The organism is candidate division KSB1 bacterium, assembly GCA_034521575.1.
GTDB lineage: Bacteria > Zhuqueibacterota > Zhuqueibacteria > Residuimicrobiales > Krinioviventaceae > JAXHMJ01.
In genome coordinates this window covers 30,204-51,183 of sequence record JAXHMJ010000002.1, presented here as the reverse complement: position 1 = coordinate 51,183, position 20,980 = coordinate 30,204, and the positions used below count along the sequence as shown (strand labels likewise).

The 20,980-nt window shown below is 50.2% G+C and carries 19 protein-coding genes and 3 pseudogenes; all 22 read right to left on the bottom strand.

Going from position 1 to position 20,980, the window contains the following annotated elements; genetic code table 11:
• Window positions 1–133: 133 nt before the first annotated feature.
• On the bottom strand, window positions 134–1,873 hold the full coding sequence (locus tag U5R06_02785) for an NADH-dependent [FeFe] hydrogenase, group A6 (GenBank protein MDZ7721762.1): 1,740 nt from the start codon (window positions 1,871–1,873) through the stop codon (window positions 134–136).
• 59 nt (window positions 1,874–1,932) lie between these two features.
• The gene (locus U5R06_02780) at window positions 1,933–2,058 is read right to left on the bottom strand and encodes an NADH-ubiquinone oxidoreductase-F iron-sulfur binding region domain-containing protein (GenBank protein ID MDZ7721761.1); all 126 of its coding nucleotides are present in this window, start codon (window positions 2,056–2,058) and stop codon (window positions 1,933–1,935) included.
• 67 nt (window positions 2,059–2,125) lie between these two features.
• Window positions 2,126–3,097: pseudogene (locus tag U5R06_02775) on the bottom strand (NADH-ubiquinone oxidoreductase-F iron-sulfur binding region domain-containing protein).
• Window positions 3,098–3,527: 430 nt separating this feature from the next.
• Entirely contained in the window at window positions 3,528–4,004 is a 477-nt protein-coding gene (gene nuoE, locus U5R06_02770) for an NADH-quinone oxidoreductase subunit NuoE (protein ID MDZ7721760.1), read from the bottom strand.
• A gap of 47 nt (window positions 4,005–4,051) precedes the next feature.
• Window positions 4,052–4,414: a (2Fe-2S) ferredoxin domain-containing protein gene (locus U5R06_02765; protein ID MDZ7721759.1), complete on the bottom strand. Its 363-nt coding sequence runs from the start codon at window positions 4,412–4,414 to the stop codon at window positions 4,052–4,054.
• Window positions 4,415–4,486: 72 nt separating this feature from the next.
• A complete protein-coding gene (locus tag U5R06_02760) occupies window positions 4,487–5,035 on the bottom strand; it encodes an ATP-binding protein (GenBank protein ID MDZ7721758.1) in 549 nt (182 codons plus the stop codon).
• A complete protein-coding gene (locus tag U5R06_02755; protein ID MDZ7721757.1) occupies window positions 5,035–5,787 on the bottom strand; it encodes a PHP domain-containing protein in 753 nt (250 codons plus the stop codon). The genes U5R06_02760 and U5R06_02755 overlap by 1 nt, the downstream gene beginning before the upstream one ends.
• A complete protein-coding gene (locus U5R06_02750; protein ID MDZ7721756.1) occupies window positions 5,787–6,128 on the bottom strand; it encodes a DRTGG domain-containing protein in 342 nt (113 codons plus the stop codon). The genes U5R06_02755 and U5R06_02750 overlap by 1 nt, the downstream gene beginning before the upstream one ends.
• Window positions 6,129–6,177: 49 nt before the next feature.
• The gene (locus tag U5R06_02745; protein ID MDZ7721755.1) at window positions 6,178–7,659 is read right to left on the bottom strand and encodes a response regulator; all 1,482 of its coding nucleotides are present in this window, start codon (window positions 7,657–7,659) and stop codon (window positions 6,178–6,180) included.
• Entirely contained in the window at window positions 7,656–8,048 is a 393-nt protein-coding gene (locus U5R06_02740) for a response regulator (GenBank protein MDZ7721754.1), read from the bottom strand. The genes U5R06_02745 and U5R06_02740 overlap by 4 nt, the downstream gene beginning before the upstream one ends.
• A gap of 18 nt (window positions 8,049–8,066) precedes the next feature.
• On the bottom strand, window positions 8,067–8,453 hold the full coding sequence (locus U5R06_02735; protein ID MDZ7721753.1) for a response regulator: 387 nt from the start codon (window positions 8,451–8,453) through the stop codon (window positions 8,067–8,069).
• Window positions 8,446–10,476 (bottom strand): [Fe-Fe] hydrogenase large subunit C-terminal domain-containing protein, encoded by a 2,031-nt coding sequence (locus tag U5R06_02730; GenBank protein ID MDZ7721752.1) that lies wholly within the window; start codon window positions 10,474–10,476, stop codon window positions 8,446–8,448. The genes U5R06_02735 and U5R06_02730 overlap by 8 nt, the downstream gene beginning before the upstream one ends.
• Window positions 10,477–10,485: 9 nt before the next feature.
• A pseudogene (locus tag U5R06_02725) lies at window positions 10,486–12,197 on the bottom strand (NADH-dependent [FeFe] hydrogenase, group A6).
• Window positions 12,198–12,211: 14 nt separating this feature from the next.
• Window positions 12,212–14,212: an NADH-quinone oxidoreductase subunit NuoF gene (locus U5R06_02720; protein ID MDZ7721751.1), complete on the bottom strand. Its 2,001-nt coding sequence runs from the start codon at window positions 14,210–14,212 to the stop codon at window positions 12,212–12,214.
• Between the two features lie 9 nt (window positions 14,213–14,221).
• On the bottom strand, window positions 14,222–14,677 hold the full coding sequence (nuoE, locus tag U5R06_02715) for an NADH-quinone oxidoreductase subunit NuoE (GenBank protein ID MDZ7721750.1): 456 nt from the start codon (window positions 14,675–14,677) through the stop codon (window positions 14,222–14,224).
• 260 nt (window positions 14,678–14,937) lie between these two features.
• The gene (locus U5R06_02710; protein MDZ7721749.1) at window positions 14,938–16,857 is read right to left on the bottom strand and encodes an ABC-F family ATP-binding cassette domain-containing protein; all 1,920 of its coding nucleotides are present in this window, start codon (window positions 16,855–16,857) and stop codon (window positions 14,938–14,940) included.
• 38 nt (window positions 16,858–16,895) lie between these two features.
• Window positions 16,896–17,549 (bottom strand): NUDIX hydrolase, encoded by a 654-nt coding sequence (locus tag U5R06_02705; protein MDZ7721748.1) that lies wholly within the window; start codon window positions 17,547–17,549, stop codon window positions 16,896–16,898.
• Window positions 17,530–18,408: a succinate--CoA ligase subunit alpha gene (gene sucD, locus U5R06_02700; protein MDZ7721747.1), complete on the bottom strand. Its 879-nt coding sequence runs from the start codon at window positions 18,406–18,408 to the stop codon at window positions 17,530–17,532. Before sucD ends, U5R06_02705 begins: the two co-directional genes overlap by 20 nt.
• Entirely contained in the window at window positions 18,405–18,695 is a 291-nt protein-coding gene (locus U5R06_02695; protein MDZ7721746.1) for a hypothetical protein, read from the bottom strand. Before U5R06_02695 ends, sucD begins: the two co-directional genes overlap by 4 nt.
• The gene (locus U5R06_02690; GenBank protein ID MDZ7721745.1) at window positions 18,643–19,581 is read right to left on the bottom strand and encodes an ATP-grasp domain-containing protein; all 939 of its coding nucleotides are present in this window, start codon (window positions 19,579–19,581) and stop codon (window positions 18,643–18,645) included. Before U5R06_02690 ends, U5R06_02695 begins: the two co-directional genes overlap by 53 nt.
• 37 nt (window positions 19,582–19,618) lie before the next feature.
• Entirely contained in the window at window positions 19,619–19,753 is a 135-nt protein-coding gene (locus U5R06_02685) for a helix-turn-helix domain-containing protein (protein ID MDZ7721744.1), read from the bottom strand.
• 7 nt (window positions 19,754–19,760) lie between these two features.
• Window positions 19,761–20,980 (bottom strand): annotated as a pseudogene (locus tag U5R06_02680) (sigma-54 dependent transcriptional regulator).

Genomic DNA, 20,980 nt, shown 5'->3' with positions numbered 1-20,980 from the left:
TTTAAAAAAAAGTGCGGTCTAATAGTCTACAGGCAGGTTGTGCGTTTTATCAAGCAACAAAAACATTGATGATCGGACGTTTTCAATACACCCCTTCAAAAAAGCCCCGGGCGTCAACCCGGGGCTCTGTTTGTTAAGCAGGTACGTCTTTGTAGACCTGTTTTTCCGTATAATGCGTGTGCAGCAGTTCATGAGATTTATGTCCGTTCGGTTCACCCAGGAACTCTTTATAGAGTTTGATCACCGCCGGATTTTCATGTGATTTGCGGATTTCGAGACTTTCATCCGCCGCATAGATGGCATCCACACGTTTCTGACGGATGTCCATGGACGTCGGGATCGGCTGACCGCCGCCGCCGATACATCCGCCCGGACAGGCCATGATCTCGATAAAGTGGTAATCCGCTTCACCGGACACGATCTTGTCCATGAGCTGGCGCGCATTGGCCAGTCCGTTGGCGACCGCGCCCTTGACGATGGTGCCGTTTAGATTGATTTCCGCTTCACGAACGCCTTGCATGCCGCGTACGGCTTTGATATTGACATCTTCGATCTTGGATTCGGTCACCACTTCATACACGGTACGCAGGGCCGCTTCCATCACACCGCCGGTGTTGCCGAAAATCACAGCGGCGCCGGTTGATACACCCAGAGGTTCATCATATTCGCCGGGCTGCAAATCCGGTAGATTGATACCCACCTGTTTCATCATAAACGCCGCTTCGCGCGTGGTCAGTACCGCATCCACATCCTGGAATCCGCTGTCGTTCATCTCAGGACGTCCGGCTTCGACTTTTTTCGCGGTGCAGGGCATGACCGAAACACTGTAAATATTTTCCGGTTTGATACCCATTTTATCCGCGTAATAGGTTTTTGCCAAAGCGCCGAACATCTGCTGCGGCGATTTACAGGAGGACACGTGCGGCAGCAGACTGGGATAGAAATGCTCGATAAAATTAATCCATCCCGGCGAACAGCTGGTCAAGAGCGGCAAAGTACCGCCGTTTTTGATGCGACCCAGCAGCTCATGACCTTCTTCCATAATGGTCAGATCCGCGGTAAAGTTGGTATCAAACACCTTGTCCACACCCAGCATGCGCAGACCGGTCACCATTTTATCCGTGACCAGTGACCCCGGTTCCATACCGAACTCTTCGCCAATGGCAGCGCGGACAGCCGGAGCCGTCTGGATGACCACATGTTTTTCCGGATCATCAATCGCATCCCAGACACGCTGGATATGCGGATTTTCGTACAAGGCGCCGACCGGACAGCGGTCGATACATTGACCACAGGACACACACGCCACATCGGCGATGCCTTTGCCGAACGGTGTATCCACCCAGGTATCATAGCCGCGGCCTTCCAGGCCGATCGCGCTGACGCTCTGCACCAGTTCACAGGTCTGGATACAACGGCGGCACAGGATACATTTGGCCGGATCGCGAACAATCGCTTCACTGGAATGATCGGCTACACCGGGACGCTCCGAGTATTCAAAACGGGTTTCGCGAATACCCAGCTGTTCCGCCATGCTCTGGAGTTCGCAATCCTGATTGCGCACACATTCGGTGCACAACATGGGGTGACGCGACAGAATCAGTTCCAGCGCCATTTTACGGGAATCGCGCACCTGTTTGGTGCGTGTTTTGATGTTCATACCGTCCTGACACTTCCAGGAACACGCGGTTCTCAACAGCCGGTCGCCTTCAATTTCGACCACACACAGGCGGCAGGCGGAGACCGGAGGAAGATCAGGATGATAGCACAATCGTGGAATTTGTATTTTTGCTTTTTCTGCAGCATCCATGACTGTTGTCCCCTGGGGAACACTCAGCTGAATGCCGTCTATGGTTACGGTGACGTTTGCCACAGGACACCTCCGTTTATTCATGATTATCACAGTTCCAGTTCAACATTGCTTCACAGACCTCAGGCAGCTTCAATTTCAGACGCTGCGGTTTGGACAACCGCCAGAAAATCTTTCCTGAAATGGTTCAGACATCCCAGCACGGGAATGGGAGCGGCCTGACCCAGGCCGCAGAACGCGCCTTTCATCATGGTCTGTGCCAAATTCTTGCATCAATTCAATATCTTTAACGGTTCCCTGACCGTCCAGGATTTTATCCAGCAGCTGCAGCAGTCGACCGTTGCCTTCACGGCACAGTGTACATTTGCCGCAGGATTCATGGTTGAAAAATTCAACAAAATTGCGAACCAGATCAACCACATCCTGAGACTCATCAACCACCAGCAGAGCGCCCGAACCCAGACCGGCTCCGACACTGCGCAGATTTTCAACCGTCATGGGCATGTCCAGGTGTTCTTCCGTCAGAATACCACCGGTGGTGCCGCCCATCTGAGCCAGTTTAAAGCCCTTGCCGTTGGGAATGCCATGTCCGATATCGTAAATGATTTCACGAAGCGTGATGCCCATGGGCACTTCGATCAATCCGGGATTGTTGATATTGCCGACCATGGTAAACACCTTGGTGCCGCGGCTTTTCTCGGTTCCCATTTTCTTGAACCAGTCCGGACCATTGCGCAGAATCGGCGGAATATTGGCCAGAGTTTCCACATTATTGACGATTGTGGGTTTACCCCACAGACCTTCTGACGGCGGAAACGGCGGTTTATCACGCGGTTCACCGCGTTTGCCTTCGATCGATTCAATCAAAGCGGTTTCCTCACCGCAGATATAGGCGCCTGCGCCTTCACGCACCTCAATATCAAAAGAAAAATCCGAATCGAACAGGTTTTCGCCCAACAATCCGTTTTCACGCGCCTGTTCAATGGCGCGGTTGATGCGTTCAATGGACATTTTATATTCACCGCGAATGTAAATATAGCCCATGGATGCGCCGACCGCGTATCCGGACAGTGCCATACCCTCTAAAATGAGGTGCGGATCGCCTTCCAGGATCAACCGGTCTTTAAATGTGCCGGGTTCGCCTTCATCGGCGTTACAGACAATATATTTGGGCGTGTTTTTTTCAGCTGCGGCAAAACTCCATTTCAATCCAGTGGGAAAAAACGCGCCGCCGCGTCCCAGCAGTTCACTGTTTTTCACGGTTTCCAGCACCTCACCGGGTTTCATCTCGGTCAATGCACGTCCCAGCGCTTCATAACCGTCATTCGCGATATATTCCTGAATGCTTTCCGGATCAATATTGCCGGCGTTCTTCAACACAACGCGTATCTGTTTGCCAAAGCGCGGGGCTTCGCCCTGTTCGCCTTCTTTGTATTCGGGTACGTCGGTATAGCGCAGACGTTCGACAATGCGCCCTTTGATAATGTGCTCGGAAATAATCTCGGATACATCTTCCACCTTGACACCGGCATAGTAAACCGCATCCGGAAACACAACCAGAACCACGCCCTTGTTGTAAATTCCCAGACTGCCGGTTTCAACAACCTTGACCTCATTGCCGAGATTTGCCATTTCAAGCTCACGCACGAGAGCCTCCTTGACGGCACGGGCACCCTGGGCTATCGTGTGAGCGTCCATTGCGATGAGTATATGTGATCTATGCATTCGACAGCCCTTTCATTTTATAATCTTTCAAAATTGACACTGCTTTTTCCGGAGTCAGATTACCATATACCTCGTCATTGATCATCATGACGGGAGCAACCGCACACAATCCGAGACAGCTGGTAAATTCCAGAGTAAATGTCTTGTCCAGTGAGGTCTCATTGACCTGCACACCGAGATAATTCTGGATTGCATCCAGAACATCTTTTGAACCTTTGACATGACAGGGGGCATTGTTGCAGCAGCGAACGATATATTTGCCCTTTTCTTCTGTGGTGAAGAGACTGTAAAATGTCGCAACACCATAGATATTGCTCAGAGGGATATCGGTTCTCTGTGCGACCCGCGTCAGAATATCCTCAGAGAGAAATCCGTATTCTTTCTGAACATCCTTGAGAATGTAAATGAGTGGTGTTTTCATATCGTTATAATTTTTCACGATCGCATCCACTCGATCCAAGTTCTGCATTGATAACCTCCTTGTTTAACGCGTATACACGTCTTGATTTGTTCTTCTTAATCCTGTTTAAACACCAGATCAGAGAGCACGTTACCCTCTATGATATGCTGCGCCACAATATCACGGGCGCTCTGGGGCGTCACTTTGCCGTAGGAAATGACAGTTTTATCCGGCTGAGTCACCTGTACCAGCGGTTCCTGATCACAGTATCCCTGGCAGCCCGTCTGCGTGACCACCGCGTCTTCAACACCTCGTTTACTGATTTCGTCCAGCAGCGCGCTCATCACATCCCGGGCGCCTGCTGCAATACCGCATGTGCCCATGCCGACACAGACACGGTACTTTGCTGTTTTTTCACGAGCGGCCATTTCTTTTTTGGCTTGTTCTTTGACCGCGCGAAGATCTGCAAGTGTTTTCACTTCTGGACCTCCTTGTCTTTGGTTTCCATTCTAAAATCCCGGATTCACCCGGGAACCTGTTATTCTCTCATTTTATGCTTTCGAATTAATGTCTTTCAACCGGCTTTTGATATGTTCCAAAGACGGATGAATCATATCGTAAAGCGTTTTATCCTGTTCCGCCGCCCGCGCCAGTATCCAGTAAGAATCAAACCAGAGCCGTCCATAGTCTGTTGTGTGGATGTACATAAAATGCACATCCAGATTGCTGATCACCAGATTGACAATCGTCCCGCCCACATCACCCAGAGGCGGTCGATTGAGGCAATGCAGTCGCAAATAGGTACTGACCTCCGTACCCTGACCGAGTTCTGATCGAATATCAAGGTCTCCGCGCGCCTGCCGCGCCAGCTGGTGCAACAGTGACAGGCCCATGCCCACCGGACGCGTGGTGCGCGATGTGACAAACGGATCCATCACCTGCCGGACAAATTCCTGACTCATGCCGCGGCCGTTGTCCCGAATCCGAAAAGTCAGACGATTTTCCACCTTGTCTTCATCAATATGCAGAATCACACGGTTTGCCTCCGCTTCGATGGAATTGGTGATGATATCCAGTATGTTCAGCGACAGTTCGCGCATCAGTTCACCTTGTCCAGTGATGCCATTCGTCCGTCCACCTGACGCAGGGCCTTGCGTATCTCGCTGAACGACTTTTCTTTTAGCTTGAAATACGTAAACTTTTGGCCAATCTGATCAATATCATGCGCATCCGAAGAGCGGATCACCGAATACTTGCCGTTCTTTAATATACTGAAAGATTTGCACGCCTTTTCATACGAATGCGCGATCTCCATTGCGTAAATCGGAAGATTATTCGGCATAAAACTCAGCACCCGCAAGATGCTGTGAGACCGCCGGTCCACATGCGCCGGAATCATAATGCCGTTAAACTCTGCAATATAATCCGCAATCTGATCCAGATTCAGATTCACCGGCAGCGATAAAAGCCGATCGCTTTCACCGAGTACATTTTCATTCGCATCACAAAGAATCTGCTCGCCGAACATACTTGAATCATATTTGCCTTCAGCCACTGCCGCATAGATGATACGCTGAAACGCAAGCACATCACCCAGGGTTTCAAACAGACAGACAATATGCGCCTCGTCGCGGCTGTACACTTCCATACCGGGAAGCACCAGCAAATCGGTCGATTCCGCGGCTTTGATGACGGCCGTGATATTTTCAGCGGAATTATGATCGGTGATCGCGATGATATCCAGTCCCTGTTCAAGGCTCTTACGGACAATATCTTTCGGTCCCATGCTGAGTTCAGCACAGGCCGAAAGCACCGTATGGATATGCAAATCCGCTTTGTACCAACTGAGCATTATTGACCTCGTATACCCAGCTCGTACAATCGACCGGCGATATCGAATGCCGTCAAATTGCTTCGAAACACCGGTATATTTTTCTCTTCCGCTTTTTTAATCGACGCCTCTTCCAGAGACATGTTTTCCGGCAGGATCACCCCGGCCAGTCCCTTGAAGAAGACCAGGGCCAGGATATTTTCATGGGTTTGATTGGTGATCCAGATCGCTGCTTTAGGCGCCCTGGACATCACATCACTGAGAATATCAGACAAATAGCCATATTCCACTTGTTTGTCCAGATTCGATTCACCGCTGATTATGTCCAGACCGAGAGCCTGAGCAATCTCTGACAGCTTCATACAGATGTCCTCCGTTGGTTGACCTCTGTCGCGGCAGTGTTATGCCGCTCTAGTATTCAGTTTCCAGTGGCAAAAAGACGGTAAAGGTTGTTCCTTTTTCAAATTCACTTTCGACAATGATTTTTCCGGCGTTGGCGTCTATAATACGTTTGACAATAGACAAACCCAGTCCGGTACCGGTGATTTTTCGTGTAAACTTGTTTTTAGCCCGATAAAATTCTTCAAACAGCCGGTCCTTTTCATCAGGCTGCAAACCGATTCCGGTATCACTGACACTGACTTTGGCATAGTGTCCGTCTTTACCTGCTTTGATCGATATTGTACCGTTTTCTTTATTATATTTGACGGCATTGCTGATCAGATTGTTAAAAACGCGTTCTATTTCTTCGCGATCGCATTTCACCATGAAATCTTTCTGCAGACGAATATCAAGTTGTAAATTTTTCTGCTTTATTTCTTTTGTAAACAGTTCAATTTTATCTTTAAGCAAACCGGCCAGATCGACTTGTTCAATTTCACGTCTGACTTTGCCGGCTTCCATTCTGGAAATATTCAAAAGATCATTGATCATGGAAATAAGAGCTTCGAGGCGGTCGTGGGAGCGCTCCAGGTAGGTCTGATAGCTGTCAAGATTGTCTCCGAGGGAACGATCAATGATCAAATCAAGGTATCCCTGAACGGCAGCCAGGGGCGCCTTGAGTTCATGGGCTGCCATATTCACAAACTGGGATTTCAAAATGTCCAGTTTTTTGAGTTCCGAAATATCGCGTAAAACCGATACCACACCGATGAGTTCATGATCCGTATCAACAATGGGCGTCGTGTTGGCCATCAGCACCAGTTCAGCCGGCGGTTTGATGGTGATTTCCTGTTTGATGGCGCGAAAATCATCCTGCTGCGCCATGACCTCCTTGATCTGGTCATGCAGTTCTCCCGGCACAATATCCCAAACCTGTTCACCGGTCTGAAAATCATTGGGCACATTGAGCATCTTTAAAAAACTCGAGTTGTGAAACACCACCTGGCCGTCCACATTGATCACCACCACCCCGTCATCCAAAGCATTGACGATACTGCGGACCCGCGATTGTTCATGCTGCAGTTCCAAAAGACGTTTTTCGCGCTCTTCACGCAGCTGACGCGCTTCCAGCACGTACCAGCGTTTTTCGAGCGCCCGGTTGACCAGATTCTGCAGCTCTTCCGGATCAAACGGTTTGGGAATATATTGATAAGCGCCGAGCTGAGTGGTTTCAATGGCGGTTTCAATGGACGCATAAGCGGTCAGGATCACACAAATCGCTTCAGGATAGGCCAGCTTGATCTCACGCAGCACCTGGGTGCCTTCAATATCCGGAATTTTCAGATCAATGAAATACAGGTCATATTCTTTTGAAATGCCTTTTTCAATCCCTTCACTGCCACTCTCGGCCGTATCCACATTCAGGCCTTTCAGGCCCAGCAGTCTCTGAATCCCTTCCCGCATACCGCGTTCATCATCCACAACCAATATGTCGGCGTTTTTAATTTTCATTTAAAGATTTTTTCATTCAGATATTGCACCAGATCGCGGGGCGCAACCGGTTTTTCCAGATAATCATCCGCGCGGATCCATTTTTTCTCCTCCGCCGTATCCGTGGAAAAGCGAATACCGGTTTCGTGACCGGCTGAGGTCATGATAATCACCGGCGTGTCTGCACCTTTTTGCGTTTTTTTCAGCTTTTGGCAAAGCACAAACCCGGAATCAAACTGCTCCATGGCCAGATCAACAAAAACCACATCCGGTTTAAATGCTTCAAATGCCTCCAGGCCTTCTTTGCTGTCATAGGCGCCTTTTACCTGATAACCGGCCTGCTCCAGAACCGGTGTATATTGTTCAATCAGATCGACATCATCATCTACCAAAAGTACTTTATCGTTCATTCTGTTTCCCTATCCTGTTTATTCCGACAAAAATTCTCTGACTTTTGCTAATAAATCCTGAGGCGACAATGGTTTCTCTAAAAAGCAATCGACAGGATTCCATTGTTCGTCCGCACCCACCGTCAGATCAAATCCATGTTCCTTGTTTACGGATGTGAGCATGATGATGGGAATGTGTTTATACTGTTCATCCTGTTTCAGAGTCCGCGCCACTTCAAATCCTTCCCCCACCTGATCCATCATAACATCCAGAACGATCAAGTTCGGCGCGGATTCTTTGACGCGCTCCACCCCTTCGGTTCCATTGTATGCGGTATCTACCGTATACCCTTTGGTTTCCAAAAAGGTTTTATTCATTTCCACAAAATCGACGTCGTCATCGATCAGTAAAATATGGTTAGTCATCTTGCTCCTTTTTGGTTATGGTTTGATTAGAAGCGAGGGGAATATCAACAATAAAGGTAGATCCTTTATCAACCTCGCTTTTAACACGAATATTGCCTTTATGCATTTTTAATATACCATAGGCGATCGCCAGACCCAGGCCGGTTCCCTTGCCGATCTGTTTTGTGGTGAAAAAGGGGGTAAACACCTTGCTCTGATTGTCTTTGGAGATTCCAACACCGGTGTCCGTGAATGTGATGCGCATCTTGTTGGTGTCATCATCCAAAAATGCCTTGATGGTCAGGTCTCCTCCCTCCGGCATAGCTTCAGCCGCATTCATGGTGATATTCAAAAACACCTGATACAGCTGATCCTCATCAACATAAATCTCGGGCAGATCATCAGCAAATTCCGTATGAATTCGGACATGCTTAAACTCGGGCTGTTCTTTGACCACCTCAATCATTTTCAAAATAATATCCGGTACATGATTCTGTTTGAGTGTAAGCTGTCCCTGTCGTGAAAAATCAAGCAGACCGGATACAATGTTCTGACAGCGTTTGGCTTCCTCGATAATAAAGCTCAGATCTTTTGCATCGTCCTCAGCCTGATCCATTCGCTGTTTGACCAGATGCGCGTACAGCAGGATTGAACCGAGCGGATTATTGACTTCATGCGCGACTCCGGCCGCCAGCTGTCCGATTGACGCCAGTTTTTCATGTTGAATCAACTGCTCCTGCGTGGTCGCAAGCTTGTCCAGAGAGGCCTGCAGTTTATTTTTCATATGTTCCATCTTGTCGATAAGAAATGGCAGACACATATCCGCTTCGGCCAGTCCCTGATAAACCGCAACCGCGTGTTCGCGGCATGAAGAATAGCCGCAGGCGCCGCAGTTCAGCTCGTCGGATTTTTCATGTTTATCAATGCGCGCCAGAATTTCAGAAATCTCTTCTTCCGTCGGCTCGGGGTTATTGACCGATTCTGCTTTAAAAGAACGATATAGATTTACGTGGGACAAACAGTCTTCGATTGTTTCCCGCCAGGCCGGATAATCGGCCTGGTTGCGCCGGTTCTCGGTATAGCGCACAATGTTGCGCTTGCTGTCAAAATAATTTTCACTTTTATTGGAAAACGGACCGCTGATACAGCCTTCACAAAACAGCACATCAATAAGCTTGGCGTCGATTTCCTTTTTCTTCACCAGATCCAGCAAATTGAGAACCCGGTTTTTGCCCTCGGTTAACACAATATCATCATTCATCAGATCCGTAGGCAGTCCGGCGCTGCGCAGAAAACCGCCTGACACCGGATACAGGCGTCCCAGATACGCATGCGGCGGATCCAGAGGCCGGGGGGCAACAGCATCAAAATCAATTTGATAATACTGAAACAGATCGTTCAGCTCGGCAAAGGTCAGCACCATATCCACGGAATCACTGACCTGTTCATCCTGTATTTCAACTTTTTTAGCCGTGCAGGGTCCGATGAAAACCACCCGTTTGTCCTGACCATATAAATAATTCACTGCGCGTCCCATGGCCACCATCGGCGATACAATGCGGGCAATATGCGGTACCAGCTCCGGTATATATTTCTGAACATAGGAAAAAATCGCCGGACACGACGATGCAATCACCGGCAGCATTGTTTCGATATCCGGATCATCAGGGGCTTTTAGCAGATGCAAATACGCCTTGTTGACCAGATCCGCGCCGAATGCCACTTCAACGACTTTATCAAACCCGCAGGCGCGCAGGGCGCCGACGAGCTGTTGGGTATCCAGATCCGGATAAACAGCCGGAAACGACGGCGCCAGCATGGCAATCACGCTGTCCGATTTTAGGTAATGCATGACCTCCCGGGTGCCGTTCAGCACTTCTTTGGCACCCTGAGAGCACACATTTACACAATGTCCGCATCCCAGGCATCGGTTCTCGATCACTTTGGCCTGACCGTGTTCAACCTTGATCGCCTTGGCCGGACATTCCCGGACGCAGGAATAGCAGCGCCGGCATTTTTCTTCTATGGTCCAGACAACAGCCATAATATGATATTAGACACTTTCCGTGCGTTTGACGTAATGTGTGTGCAGCAGTTCGTGGGCTTTGTGGCTGTTCGGTTTTTCCAGAAATTCCTGATACAGTCTTTGCACTGATTCATTCTGGTGCGAACAGCGTTTCGGCAGCCCGCGGTCGATCTTGTAAATGGACTGCATACGTTTTTCAGTTTTTTCCGCATCCGAGGGCAGTGGCTGACCGCCGCCGTTGATACAGCCGCCCGGACAGGCCATCACTTCAATGAATTGATACGGCGATTTGCCGTCGCGGATATCATCGAGCAGAGATTTGATCTGGCTGAGACTGTTGACCGCAGCAACCCTGAGTTCGGTGCCGTCGATCTTAATCTCAGCCTCCTTCACGCCTTCCAGACCGCGGATGGGTTTGAATTCAATATCAGCGCATTCCGTACCCGTCAGGCTGTAATGGGCGGTTCGCAGCGCCGCTTCCATCACACCGCCGGTGGCGCCGAAAATAATAGCCGCGCCAGTGGATTCGCCCAGCGGATCATCGAAATGATCATCTTCTATTCTGGTAAAATCGATTCCTGCTGTTTTTATCATCTGCGCCAGCTCGCGCGTGGTCAGTACCGCATCTACATCCTGATGCTCATCTCCCAGTTCCGGACGCTGCGCTTCATATTTTTTGGCAGTACAGGGCATAATAGATACTACAAAAATCTTTTCCGGATCGATTCCCTTTTCTCCGCCCAGTAGGATTTGATCAGCGCACCCTGCATCTGATGCGGGGATTTACAGCTCGACACATGCTCCAGCAGTTCGGGATAAAAATGTTCTATATATTTTATCCATCCGGGACTGCATGAGGTCAGCATGGGGATGGTGCCGTTATTTTGCAGACGCGACACCAGTTCCGTGGCTTCTTCCATGATGGTCAGATCGGCGCTGAAATTGGTATCAAACACCACATCCATGCCAATGCGGCGCAGCGCGCTCACCGCTTTGCCGGTCACCACGGTACCGGGTTCCAGTCCAAACTCTTCACCCAGAGCCACACGTACCGCCGGAGCGATCTGTGAAACCACCAGCGTGTCCGGATCATTGAGCGCTTCCCAAACTTTTTTCACATGGCTTTTTTCGCGCAGCGCGCCTACGGGACAATTGACCACACACTGACCGCAGAACACACAAGCCACGGTATTCAGACTGTGATTGAACGCCGGCATCACCGTACTCTGAAATCCGCGGTTGGCGATATCAATGGCGCCGACACCCTGAACCTCATGACAAACGCGCACACAGCGGCCGCACAAAATACATTTTTCCGGATCGCGTTCAATCGACGGAGACGCCACATCCAGTTTGGCTTTGCGGCGCTCACCGATGTAGCGCTTGCTGCGTACACCATAAGCCTCGGCAAGCGTCTGCAATTCACAGTTGCCGTTGCGGACACAGTTCAGACAATCCTGAGGATGATTGGCAATCAATAATTCAATAATGGTTTTTCGCGCCCGGCGCACTTGGGCAGAGTTGGTTTCCACGTTCATGCCTTCGCAAACCGGGAACGCACAGGAAGGCGCCATCCGGCCGCCGTCAACTTGTACTATACAGATTCGGCAGGAACCGGTCGGAGAAAGGCCTTTTAAATAACAAAGAGTGGGGATATTGATACCTTCCCGCTCAGCCACTTTTAATATGGTTTCTCCGGGATTGGCCCAGCATTCTTTTCCATTTATCGTTATTCTCATTGTATTCCTCTGTTTTATTCCACGACTATAGCATCAAACTTGCAATTGGCGCGGCATTGGTCGCAACGGATACATTTCTCATCAATGATATAATGAGCTTTTTTGCGCTCTCCGAGTATTGCGTTTTCCGGACATTTGCGCGCGCACAACGTACAGCCGGTACATTTGTCGGTATCAATTCTATAGGTCAGCAATTGACGGCAGCTGCCGGCCGGACATTTTCGGTCGTACAAGTGAGACTCGTACTCTTCCCGGAAATATTTAAGGGTACTCAATACCGGGTTGGCTGCGGTTTGACCCAATCCGCATAACGAGGTATTTTTGATCACATCTGCCAGACGTTCCAGGTAAACCATTCCCTGAAAGCGCAACAGCGATTCTTCCACCGTTTTTTCGCTGCGGTGACTCTCGGTCAGACGTTCCAGGATTTCCAAAAGCCGTTTGGTGCCTTCCCGGCAGGGTATACACTTGCCGCAGCTCTCGGACTGGATGAATGTCATAAAATATTTGGCCAGATCCACCATACAGGTGGACTCGTCCATGACCACCAGACCACCGGAGCCCATCATGGCGCCGATGCTTTTCAGTGACTCGTAATCGACCGGAGTATCGATCACCGAATCCGGCAATGCGCCGCCGGACGGACCGCCGATCTGTACGGCTTTGAACGGCTTGTCATCCTGAATGCCGCCGCCGATATCGAAAATAATTTCACGCAGGGTCACACCCATAGGCACTTCAACCAGTCCGACATTTTTGACCGTGCCGGAGAGGGCAAACACTTTGGTCCCCTTGGAGCCTTCGGTGCCGATATCCGAGTACCATTTGCTGCCGTTTCGGATCAGCACCGGTACATTGGCATAGGTTTCCACGTTATTGATGATGGTAGGACAGCCGAACAGGCCTTCATCAGACGGATAAGGGGGACGCGGCCGGGGCATACCCCGCTTGCCTTCAATTGAATGCAGCAGCGCTGTTTCTTCGCCGCACACAAAGGCGCCCGCGCCTTTTTTGATCTTGAGTTCAAAGTTGAACCCGCTGCCCAGTATATTCTTTCCAAGCAGTCCATAGGCTTTGGCATCCTGGATGGTTTTTTCCAGCCGGCGAATGGCCAGCGGATACTCAGCACGACAGTAAATATATCCCACACTGGCGCCGATCGCATAGGCAGCCAGGATCATGCCCTCAACCACCTTGTGCGGATCGCCTTCCAGCACCGCTCGGTCCATGAACGCGCCGGGATCGCCTTCGTCTGCATTACAAACCACATATTTCTGCTCACCGGGTGAATTGTAGGCGAGTTGCCATTTTTTACCGGTGGGAAAACCGCCGCCGCCGCGGCCGCGCAAACCGCCGTCCAGGACTTGCTGGATGACGCCGGGCGCGTCCAGCTGCCACAGCGCTTTGGATAATCCCTGATAACCGCCGCGCGCCAAATATTGATCGATTTCTTCCGGATCGATTATGCCGCAGTTTTCCAGTACGTTTTTCTGCTGTTTTTTGAAAAACGGGGTTTCTTTCATTTCAAGAACATGATCCCAGCCCTTTTGCTCGCCGCCGACATTGTGAAACGCCAGCAGCTTGTCGGTCACAGGCCGGTGGTTGAGCAGTGTTTCTTCAACAATAGTCGGAACATCTTTAGGCTGCACCTCACAATAGGTTAGCCGGTGCGAACCCGGAAGTTTTACATCGACAATCACTTCCCTGGCACAATATCCGACACATCCGGTCTGCACCAAATCGATTTTTTGATTGAGGGCATCGATCTGCTGCTTAAAGGCATCATAAACTTTGGCGGCGCCGTTGGCAAGTCCGCAGGTTCCCATGCCGATCAACACAACAGGATGTTGATGATGGTTTAACAAAATCTCGTTTTTAAAGGCATCGAGTCGTTTGTCGCTGGCGTCGGACTGATGACATTTTTGTCCGTTGTTGACACAATCTATAAAAAATTGACAGGGATTTTCCGTACTATGCCAGCAATTGGTGAAAATCTCCTGATATGAATTCTGCAATGGCACGTTTTACTCCTCAGACTTTAGATCATTGAGTATTTTCTTGACTTTCTTATTATCCAGTTTTCCGTAAAATTCATCATTAATCGCAATCACCGGCGCAATACTACAGGCGCCGATACAAGCTACGGTTTCGATGGAAAATTTCAAATCCTTGGTGGTTTCACCGGCTTTGATGCCGAGTTCATTCTCAAGTGTGGTCAGTAAATCACCCGAACCTTTAACATGACAAGCGGTTCCGCGGCAAACACGGATCACATACTTGCCCAGAGGCTGCAGTCTGAACTGATTATAAAAAGTCGCCACACCGTATATGCGCGACAGGGGAACGTCACAGTAACCGGCCACTTTGGCCAGATCAGGTTCCGACAGATAACCGTAACTTTCCTGTATATCCTGAAGCAGCGGGATCAGTGCGGACGCATCTTTCTCGGGATAGCGTCGCAATAATACGTCTGTGTCCATTGATTCCTCTCTTTATCCGACAGTGTTCTTAAATTGAGATCATTCGAGTTTACTAAAGAACATAATGTAATAATTTATTTAATAAATCACCAAAACTTTTTTATCGATTCAACACAACTTTGCGAACCACAAGTTTTATTTATATGTTTTATTTGATTTTAAATCAATATTAATTTTTTATAAAGATTTTTTTCTCGATTCTGAATAGAGAAATATTTAACGATATAACCTTTGAATTGTTTCGCGGTTTGATGAAAAAATCAGCGGATTTGATCGAGTAGCTGCTCCAGTTCTTCCTGACTGGATTCCCAGGTCAGCATACGTTCTTCGATTTGCTCGCGGACCGCGTCATATTCTTTCTGCAGTTCCGCAACCCGGCCCCCGTCCTGAAACAGTCCGGTATCGGAAAATTGCTGTTCAATTTCGGCTTTGCGCGCTTCAAGCTGCTCAATCTCCTGTTCACAGTCCTGTATGGCGTTCTGCAGACGCCCCCGGTCCTTGCTGATGGACTGCAGCAACTGTGCGCGCCGGCGCCGCTCCTCCCTGGCGCGATTGGGCGCTGCGGTTTTTATCTCCTGTTCCTGCTGCCGGCGGTCCATATAATCACTGTAATTGCCCTCATAACTCCTGAGCACTCCGCCCTGCATCTCTAAAACACGCGTAACGATCTTGTCCAGAAAATACCGGTCGTGCGAAATCAGTAAAAGCGTTCCTTCGTATTCAGACAGGGCATGTTCCAGCGCTTCCTTGGATTTCATATCCAGATGGTTGGTGGGCTCATCCATGATCAGAAAATTAACCGGCGAGAGCAGAATCTTTGCCAGAGAAACCCGTGCCTTTTCCCCGCCGGATAGAACCTTGACCGGTTTGTCCACATCATCCCCGGAAAATCCGAACAATCCCAAGACATCACGCACGCGCGGAATATGTTCATCCGCGACACTTGCATTCACCTGATCGATAATAGTCGAATCAAGATCCAGCGCTTCCGTGTGGTGTTGTGCAAAATATCCGGGTTGCACCCGCTTTCCCAGCCGGCAGTCTCCTGTTTGCGGTTGCAGCTCATTGACGATACAACGCGTCAGCGTGGTTTTGCCGGCGCCATTCGCCCCCACCAGCGCCACCTTGTCGCCGCGGTACAAATCCAGATTCACATGCTTCAGAACCCAGTCGGCGTCATATTTAAAGTGCACATTCTGCATGTGCAGCACATGCTTGTAGCTCTGCTGATGCACCTGAATCCGAAACGAAATCGACTGGCTTTGCTGAATGTCCGATACATCTTCCAGTTCCTTTAGTTTTTCCAGCTGCTTGATGCGGCTCTGTACCTGCGATGCCTTTGTGGCTTTATAGCGAAAGCGTTCAATAAACTGTTCCTGTTTCTGTATCTGTTTTTTCTGCTGCTCCTGTGCGGCAATCAGTTGTTCAATTTGCTGTTCTTTTTGCTTTTCATAATCGTGATAATTGCCCGAATAATGCCGCAGTTTTCCCTTTACCAGTTCACAGATATCCGTGGCCAGCTTGTCGATGAAAAACCGGTCATGCGACACCAGCACGATCGTGCCTTTGAACGACGCCAGGAACGCTTCCAGCCATTCCAGAGAGGGCAGATCAAGATGATTGGTGGGCTCATCCAGCAGCAGCAGATCGGGTTCATAGAGCAGCAGTCTCGCCAGATAAGCGCGCATGCGCCATCCGCCGCTGAACTGGCTCAGCGGATACCCGTGAGAATCGGTTTCAAATCCCAGTCCGGCCAGGATGCTCTTGGCGCGGCTGTCCAGGGTATAGCCGCCCAGATTTTCATACTGATGTTCCAGGCCACCCAGTTGCTCCACGGCTTTACTGTTTTCCGGATCAGACTCGACTGTCAGCCGTTTGTCATGAATCTGCTCTTCCAGATCAACCAGATCCGGCCGACCGACGCGCACAAACTCGATCAGTGTTTTATCCCCCGAAACCATATTATCCTGCGGCAGATATCCGATCTTGTACTCGTTCGATTTTGTTATCGTCCCCGCCTCTGGAGTCAATTCTCCACAAAGTACACGCAGCAGCGTGGTCTTGCCGCAGCCGTTCGGTCCGATGAGTGCAAATCGTTTTCCGGCGGGCAAGGTCCAGGACAGCGAGCGGAACAGCGTTCGCTCACCAATAGAATGGCTGATATCTTTTATATGTATCATCGTTGTTTTTGATCACTTGTCAATTTCAGGTGTATGGTTTAATCAGGAAACTGCAGCAGACCGTCCGAGGCCAGTTCAAGCAGAATAAAATGGCACACAGAGCGCATGCGTCCCCAGTCCCGCCACCCCGCAGTGGGCAGGGAATGCAGAGTCTGGATCACAGAGTCCAGAAAAGACAGGGGCTTGTAGATAAACTCTGTGATTTCTTCACTTGTATCGTGGATGACCGGTTCGGTGCGGTCCGGGATCACATGATAAAGAAATGACAGAAAAGATAAACAATCCTGTTCATGACGAAACTCGTAAAGCACAACCGCCGGCGCAGAATACCGCAGCATTTTGAATCCGGTTTCTTCATACAGTTCTCGCGGCAGGGCCCGGTCCGCGGGTTCACCCGGATGAATGCCGCCCGTCGGGATACGAAACGTCCCTTTGGGATAAAACGATTTGGTGTGCAGCAAAATCTGTTCGTCGGGATCGGTAACCGCCATGGCAATTTCGCCCCGCAGCCCTCTTTCCATGATTTTTTGCTGCCAGCGTTGAAACTGACTCTTTTCGAATTTCAGTACACAATAATAATAACGGGCGTGTTCGGGGAATTCTTGCGGATCATGCAAATGCCGATGCCGTGCCGATTTTAGGGCCTGATCCCGCGTGATGCGCTGATACGGCCTATTGTTTTGAAAGGACATGTTCCACCATGGTTCCGATCTCTGAGGGATTTTCCACCAAATGTACGCCGGCGCGCGCCAGTGAAGCCATCTTGTCCGATGCGGTGCCTTTGCCGCCGCTGATAATGGCTCCGGCGTGCCCCATTCTGCGTCCGGGCGGGGCGGTGCGTCCGGCAATAAAACTGATCACCGGTTTGCTCATATGATCGGCAATGTACGCAGCCGCTTTTTCTTCCGCAGCGCCGCCGATTTCACCGATCAACACCACCGCGTTCGTATCTTCATCCGCTTCAAACAAACGCAGCAGATCGATAAACGTGGTGCCGATCACCGGATCGCCTCCGATGCCCACGACTGTGCTCTGTCCAATTCCGATCTGTGTCATCTGGTAAACGGCTTCATAGGTCAACGTTCCGGAGCGTGATATCACGCCTACATTGCCCTTTTTATGAATAAATCCGGGCATAATTCCGATTTTGCATTCATCCGGAGTGATAATGCCGGGACAATTCGGTCCGATCAGGCGGACACCGTGCTTTTTTGTATAATCGGTCACCTTGAGCATATCCAGCACCGGAATGCCTTCGGTAATACAGACGATCAGCTGGATGCCGGCGTGCGCCGCTTCCATCACCGCATCCGCTGCAAACGGCGCGGGCACAAAAATGACGGAGGCGTTGGCCCGGTAAGTTTGGACGGATTCTTCGACCGTATCACATATCGGCACTTCATCTTTAAAGGTGGTCTGTCCCTTACCGGGCGTCACACCCGCCACAACGGATGTGCCGTACTGGATCATTTGCGGGGTATGAAATGAACCCTCCTGCCCGGTGATACCCTGAACCACAACACGGGTCTGATGATCGATTAAAATACTCACGATTGTTCTCCTGCCAGAATATCCATAACAAGTTCAGATGCTTTTTCCATCGAGGGAGCCATTGAAAAGGGGACCGGCGACTGTTTGATAATTTTGGCGGCTTCCTGCGCATTGGTTCCGGACAAGCGGATCACAAACGGCAGATACACACCGATCTTGCCGGCTGCCTGGATGATACCCTCCGCCACCCGGTCACAGCGGACAATGCCGCCAAAGATATTGACAAACACCACTTTAACATTGGAATCGGATAACAGGATGCGGAATCCGTTTTCGATGGTTTTCACCGAAGCGCCGCCGCCGACATCGAGAAAATTGGCAGGCGAAGCGCCCGCCAGTTTGATCAGATTCCATAGTGGCCATAGCCAGTCCGGCGCCGTTGACCATGCAGCCCACATGGCCGTCCAGTTTGACATAGTTCAGGTTAAATTCATAAGCTTTGCGTTCCAAAGGCGCCAGATCAAGCGCGGGATCATATGCTTCAGTTAACTGCGTCTGCCGGTACAACGCATTGTCATCAATGTTCATCTTGACGTCCAGCGCCAGCAGGCGTTCGTCCTGTGTCACCACCAGCGGATTAATTTCCAAAAGCGAGCAATCCAGAGAAACAAATGTCTTGTATAAATTTAAAAAAAGCTGAACCGCCTGTTGATGCACGTTGTCTTTTAATCCCAGTTTGAACGCCAGTCGGCGCGCCTGAAAAACCTGCAGTCCCAGGGCGGTGTCGATATGCTCTTTGAATATTTTTTCCGGGGACCGATAGGCGACCTGTTCAATCTCGACGCCACCTTCGCTGCAGACCATAAACACCAGTTTTCGGGCATCCCGGTCCAGGGCAATGCCCGCATAATATTCGGAACGAATGGCGGCCGCCGGTTCAATCCAGGCCTCGCGGACCCGCAGGCCGGCTTTGCCGGTCTGCGGGGTCACCAAATTGGACCCGAGCATGGATTCCGCGATGCTTTGACATTCTTTTTCCGTTTTGGCAATTTTAATACCGCCGCCCTTGCCGCGGCCGCCGGCATGCACCTGCGCTTTGACGGCCACCGGCTTGCCGCCGAGCTCAACAAATATCTCTCCAGCCCGTTCTGCGCTATCCGTCACTCTGCCCGGCGGAACAGCGATCCGGCGCGCATGTAAAAGCTGCTTGGCCTGATATTCATATAATTTCATTCTGCCTCCGGCCTGTTACAAGCCGCATCGTTTGCGGTTATCGATTAATTTTGAGCTTTTCACATTTGCTGTACAATGTGCCGCGACTGACATCCAGCATCTCGGCCGCGTATTTCATATTGTTGTTGGCGCGTTTCAGGACGAGCTCGATCAGTTTTTTCTCCGCCTCCATGAGTTTATCAGGAAGCCAGACGAAGAGAAATGGTGGTTTCACCTTCTTCGTCCTGGATATTGCCCGGCAGATCCGCTTCCGTAATAATGGCGGCCTTGCAGTAGACCACCGCGCGCTCAATGGCATTCTCGAGTTCACGCACATTACCCGGCCAGGTATAAGATTCCAGCATCTTTAGCGTCGATTTGGAAATTCGACTGATGCGTTTGTTCATTTGCGTCGAGTATTTACCCAAAAAGTGATTCGCCAGCAATGAAATATCACCTTTGCGCTCACGCAGCGGCGTCATGTGCATATTAATGACGTTCAATCGGTAATAAAGATCTTCGCGAAACTCTCCGCGTTTCACCAACTCTTCCAGATTGCGGTTGGTGGCCGCCAACACCCGCACATCCACTTTAATAGTCTCATTGCCGCCCAGCCGTTCGAATTCTTTTTGCTCCAGCAGCGCAATAACTTGATCTGAGTCGATAACGGAATATCTCCGATCTCGTCCAGAAACAGCGTCCCGGTATCCGCCAGTTCAAAACGGCCGATCCGGCGTGAAATCGCCGACGTAAACGAACCTTTTTCATGCCCGAACAGCTCGCTCTCTATCACATTATCGGACAGCGCCGCGCAGTTGACCTTGACCAGCGGTTTGCCGCGCCGGTTGCTCCGATAGTGCAGGGCATTGGCCACCAGTTCCTTGCCGGTGCCGCTTTCTCCGGTAATCAGGACCGAGGAATCTGACGGCGCCACATAATGGATTTGATCGTACACCTGTTTGATCTGCTCACTGTTGCCGATGAAATTCTTGAACCCGAACAACTTGTCCAGCTGTTCTTCCAGGTATTTCTTCTCCTCCAGAATCTCCATAGATTCCAGAACCCGGTCGATAAGCACGGATATTTTGGCCATGTCCACCGGTTTGGTGACATAATCATAGGCGCCTTTTTTCATGGCCTCCACCGCGCTGTTGACCGATCCGGCGCCCGTAAAAATTATGACCTCTACATCCGGGCGATGCTCCAGCATGCGTTCCATGAGTTCGATGCCGTTCATTTTCGGCATCTTGTAATCGAGAAACACAATATGAGGTGTTTTCTCTTTAAAAATATCCAGCGCTTCCTCACTGTCCGTGGTGGACAGAATAGTCAGGTCATTGCGCGATGACAACAGCTGACGAAGCATTGCCAGTACATACTCTTCATCGTCAACAATCAGGATACTGCGTTTTTTAGCCAT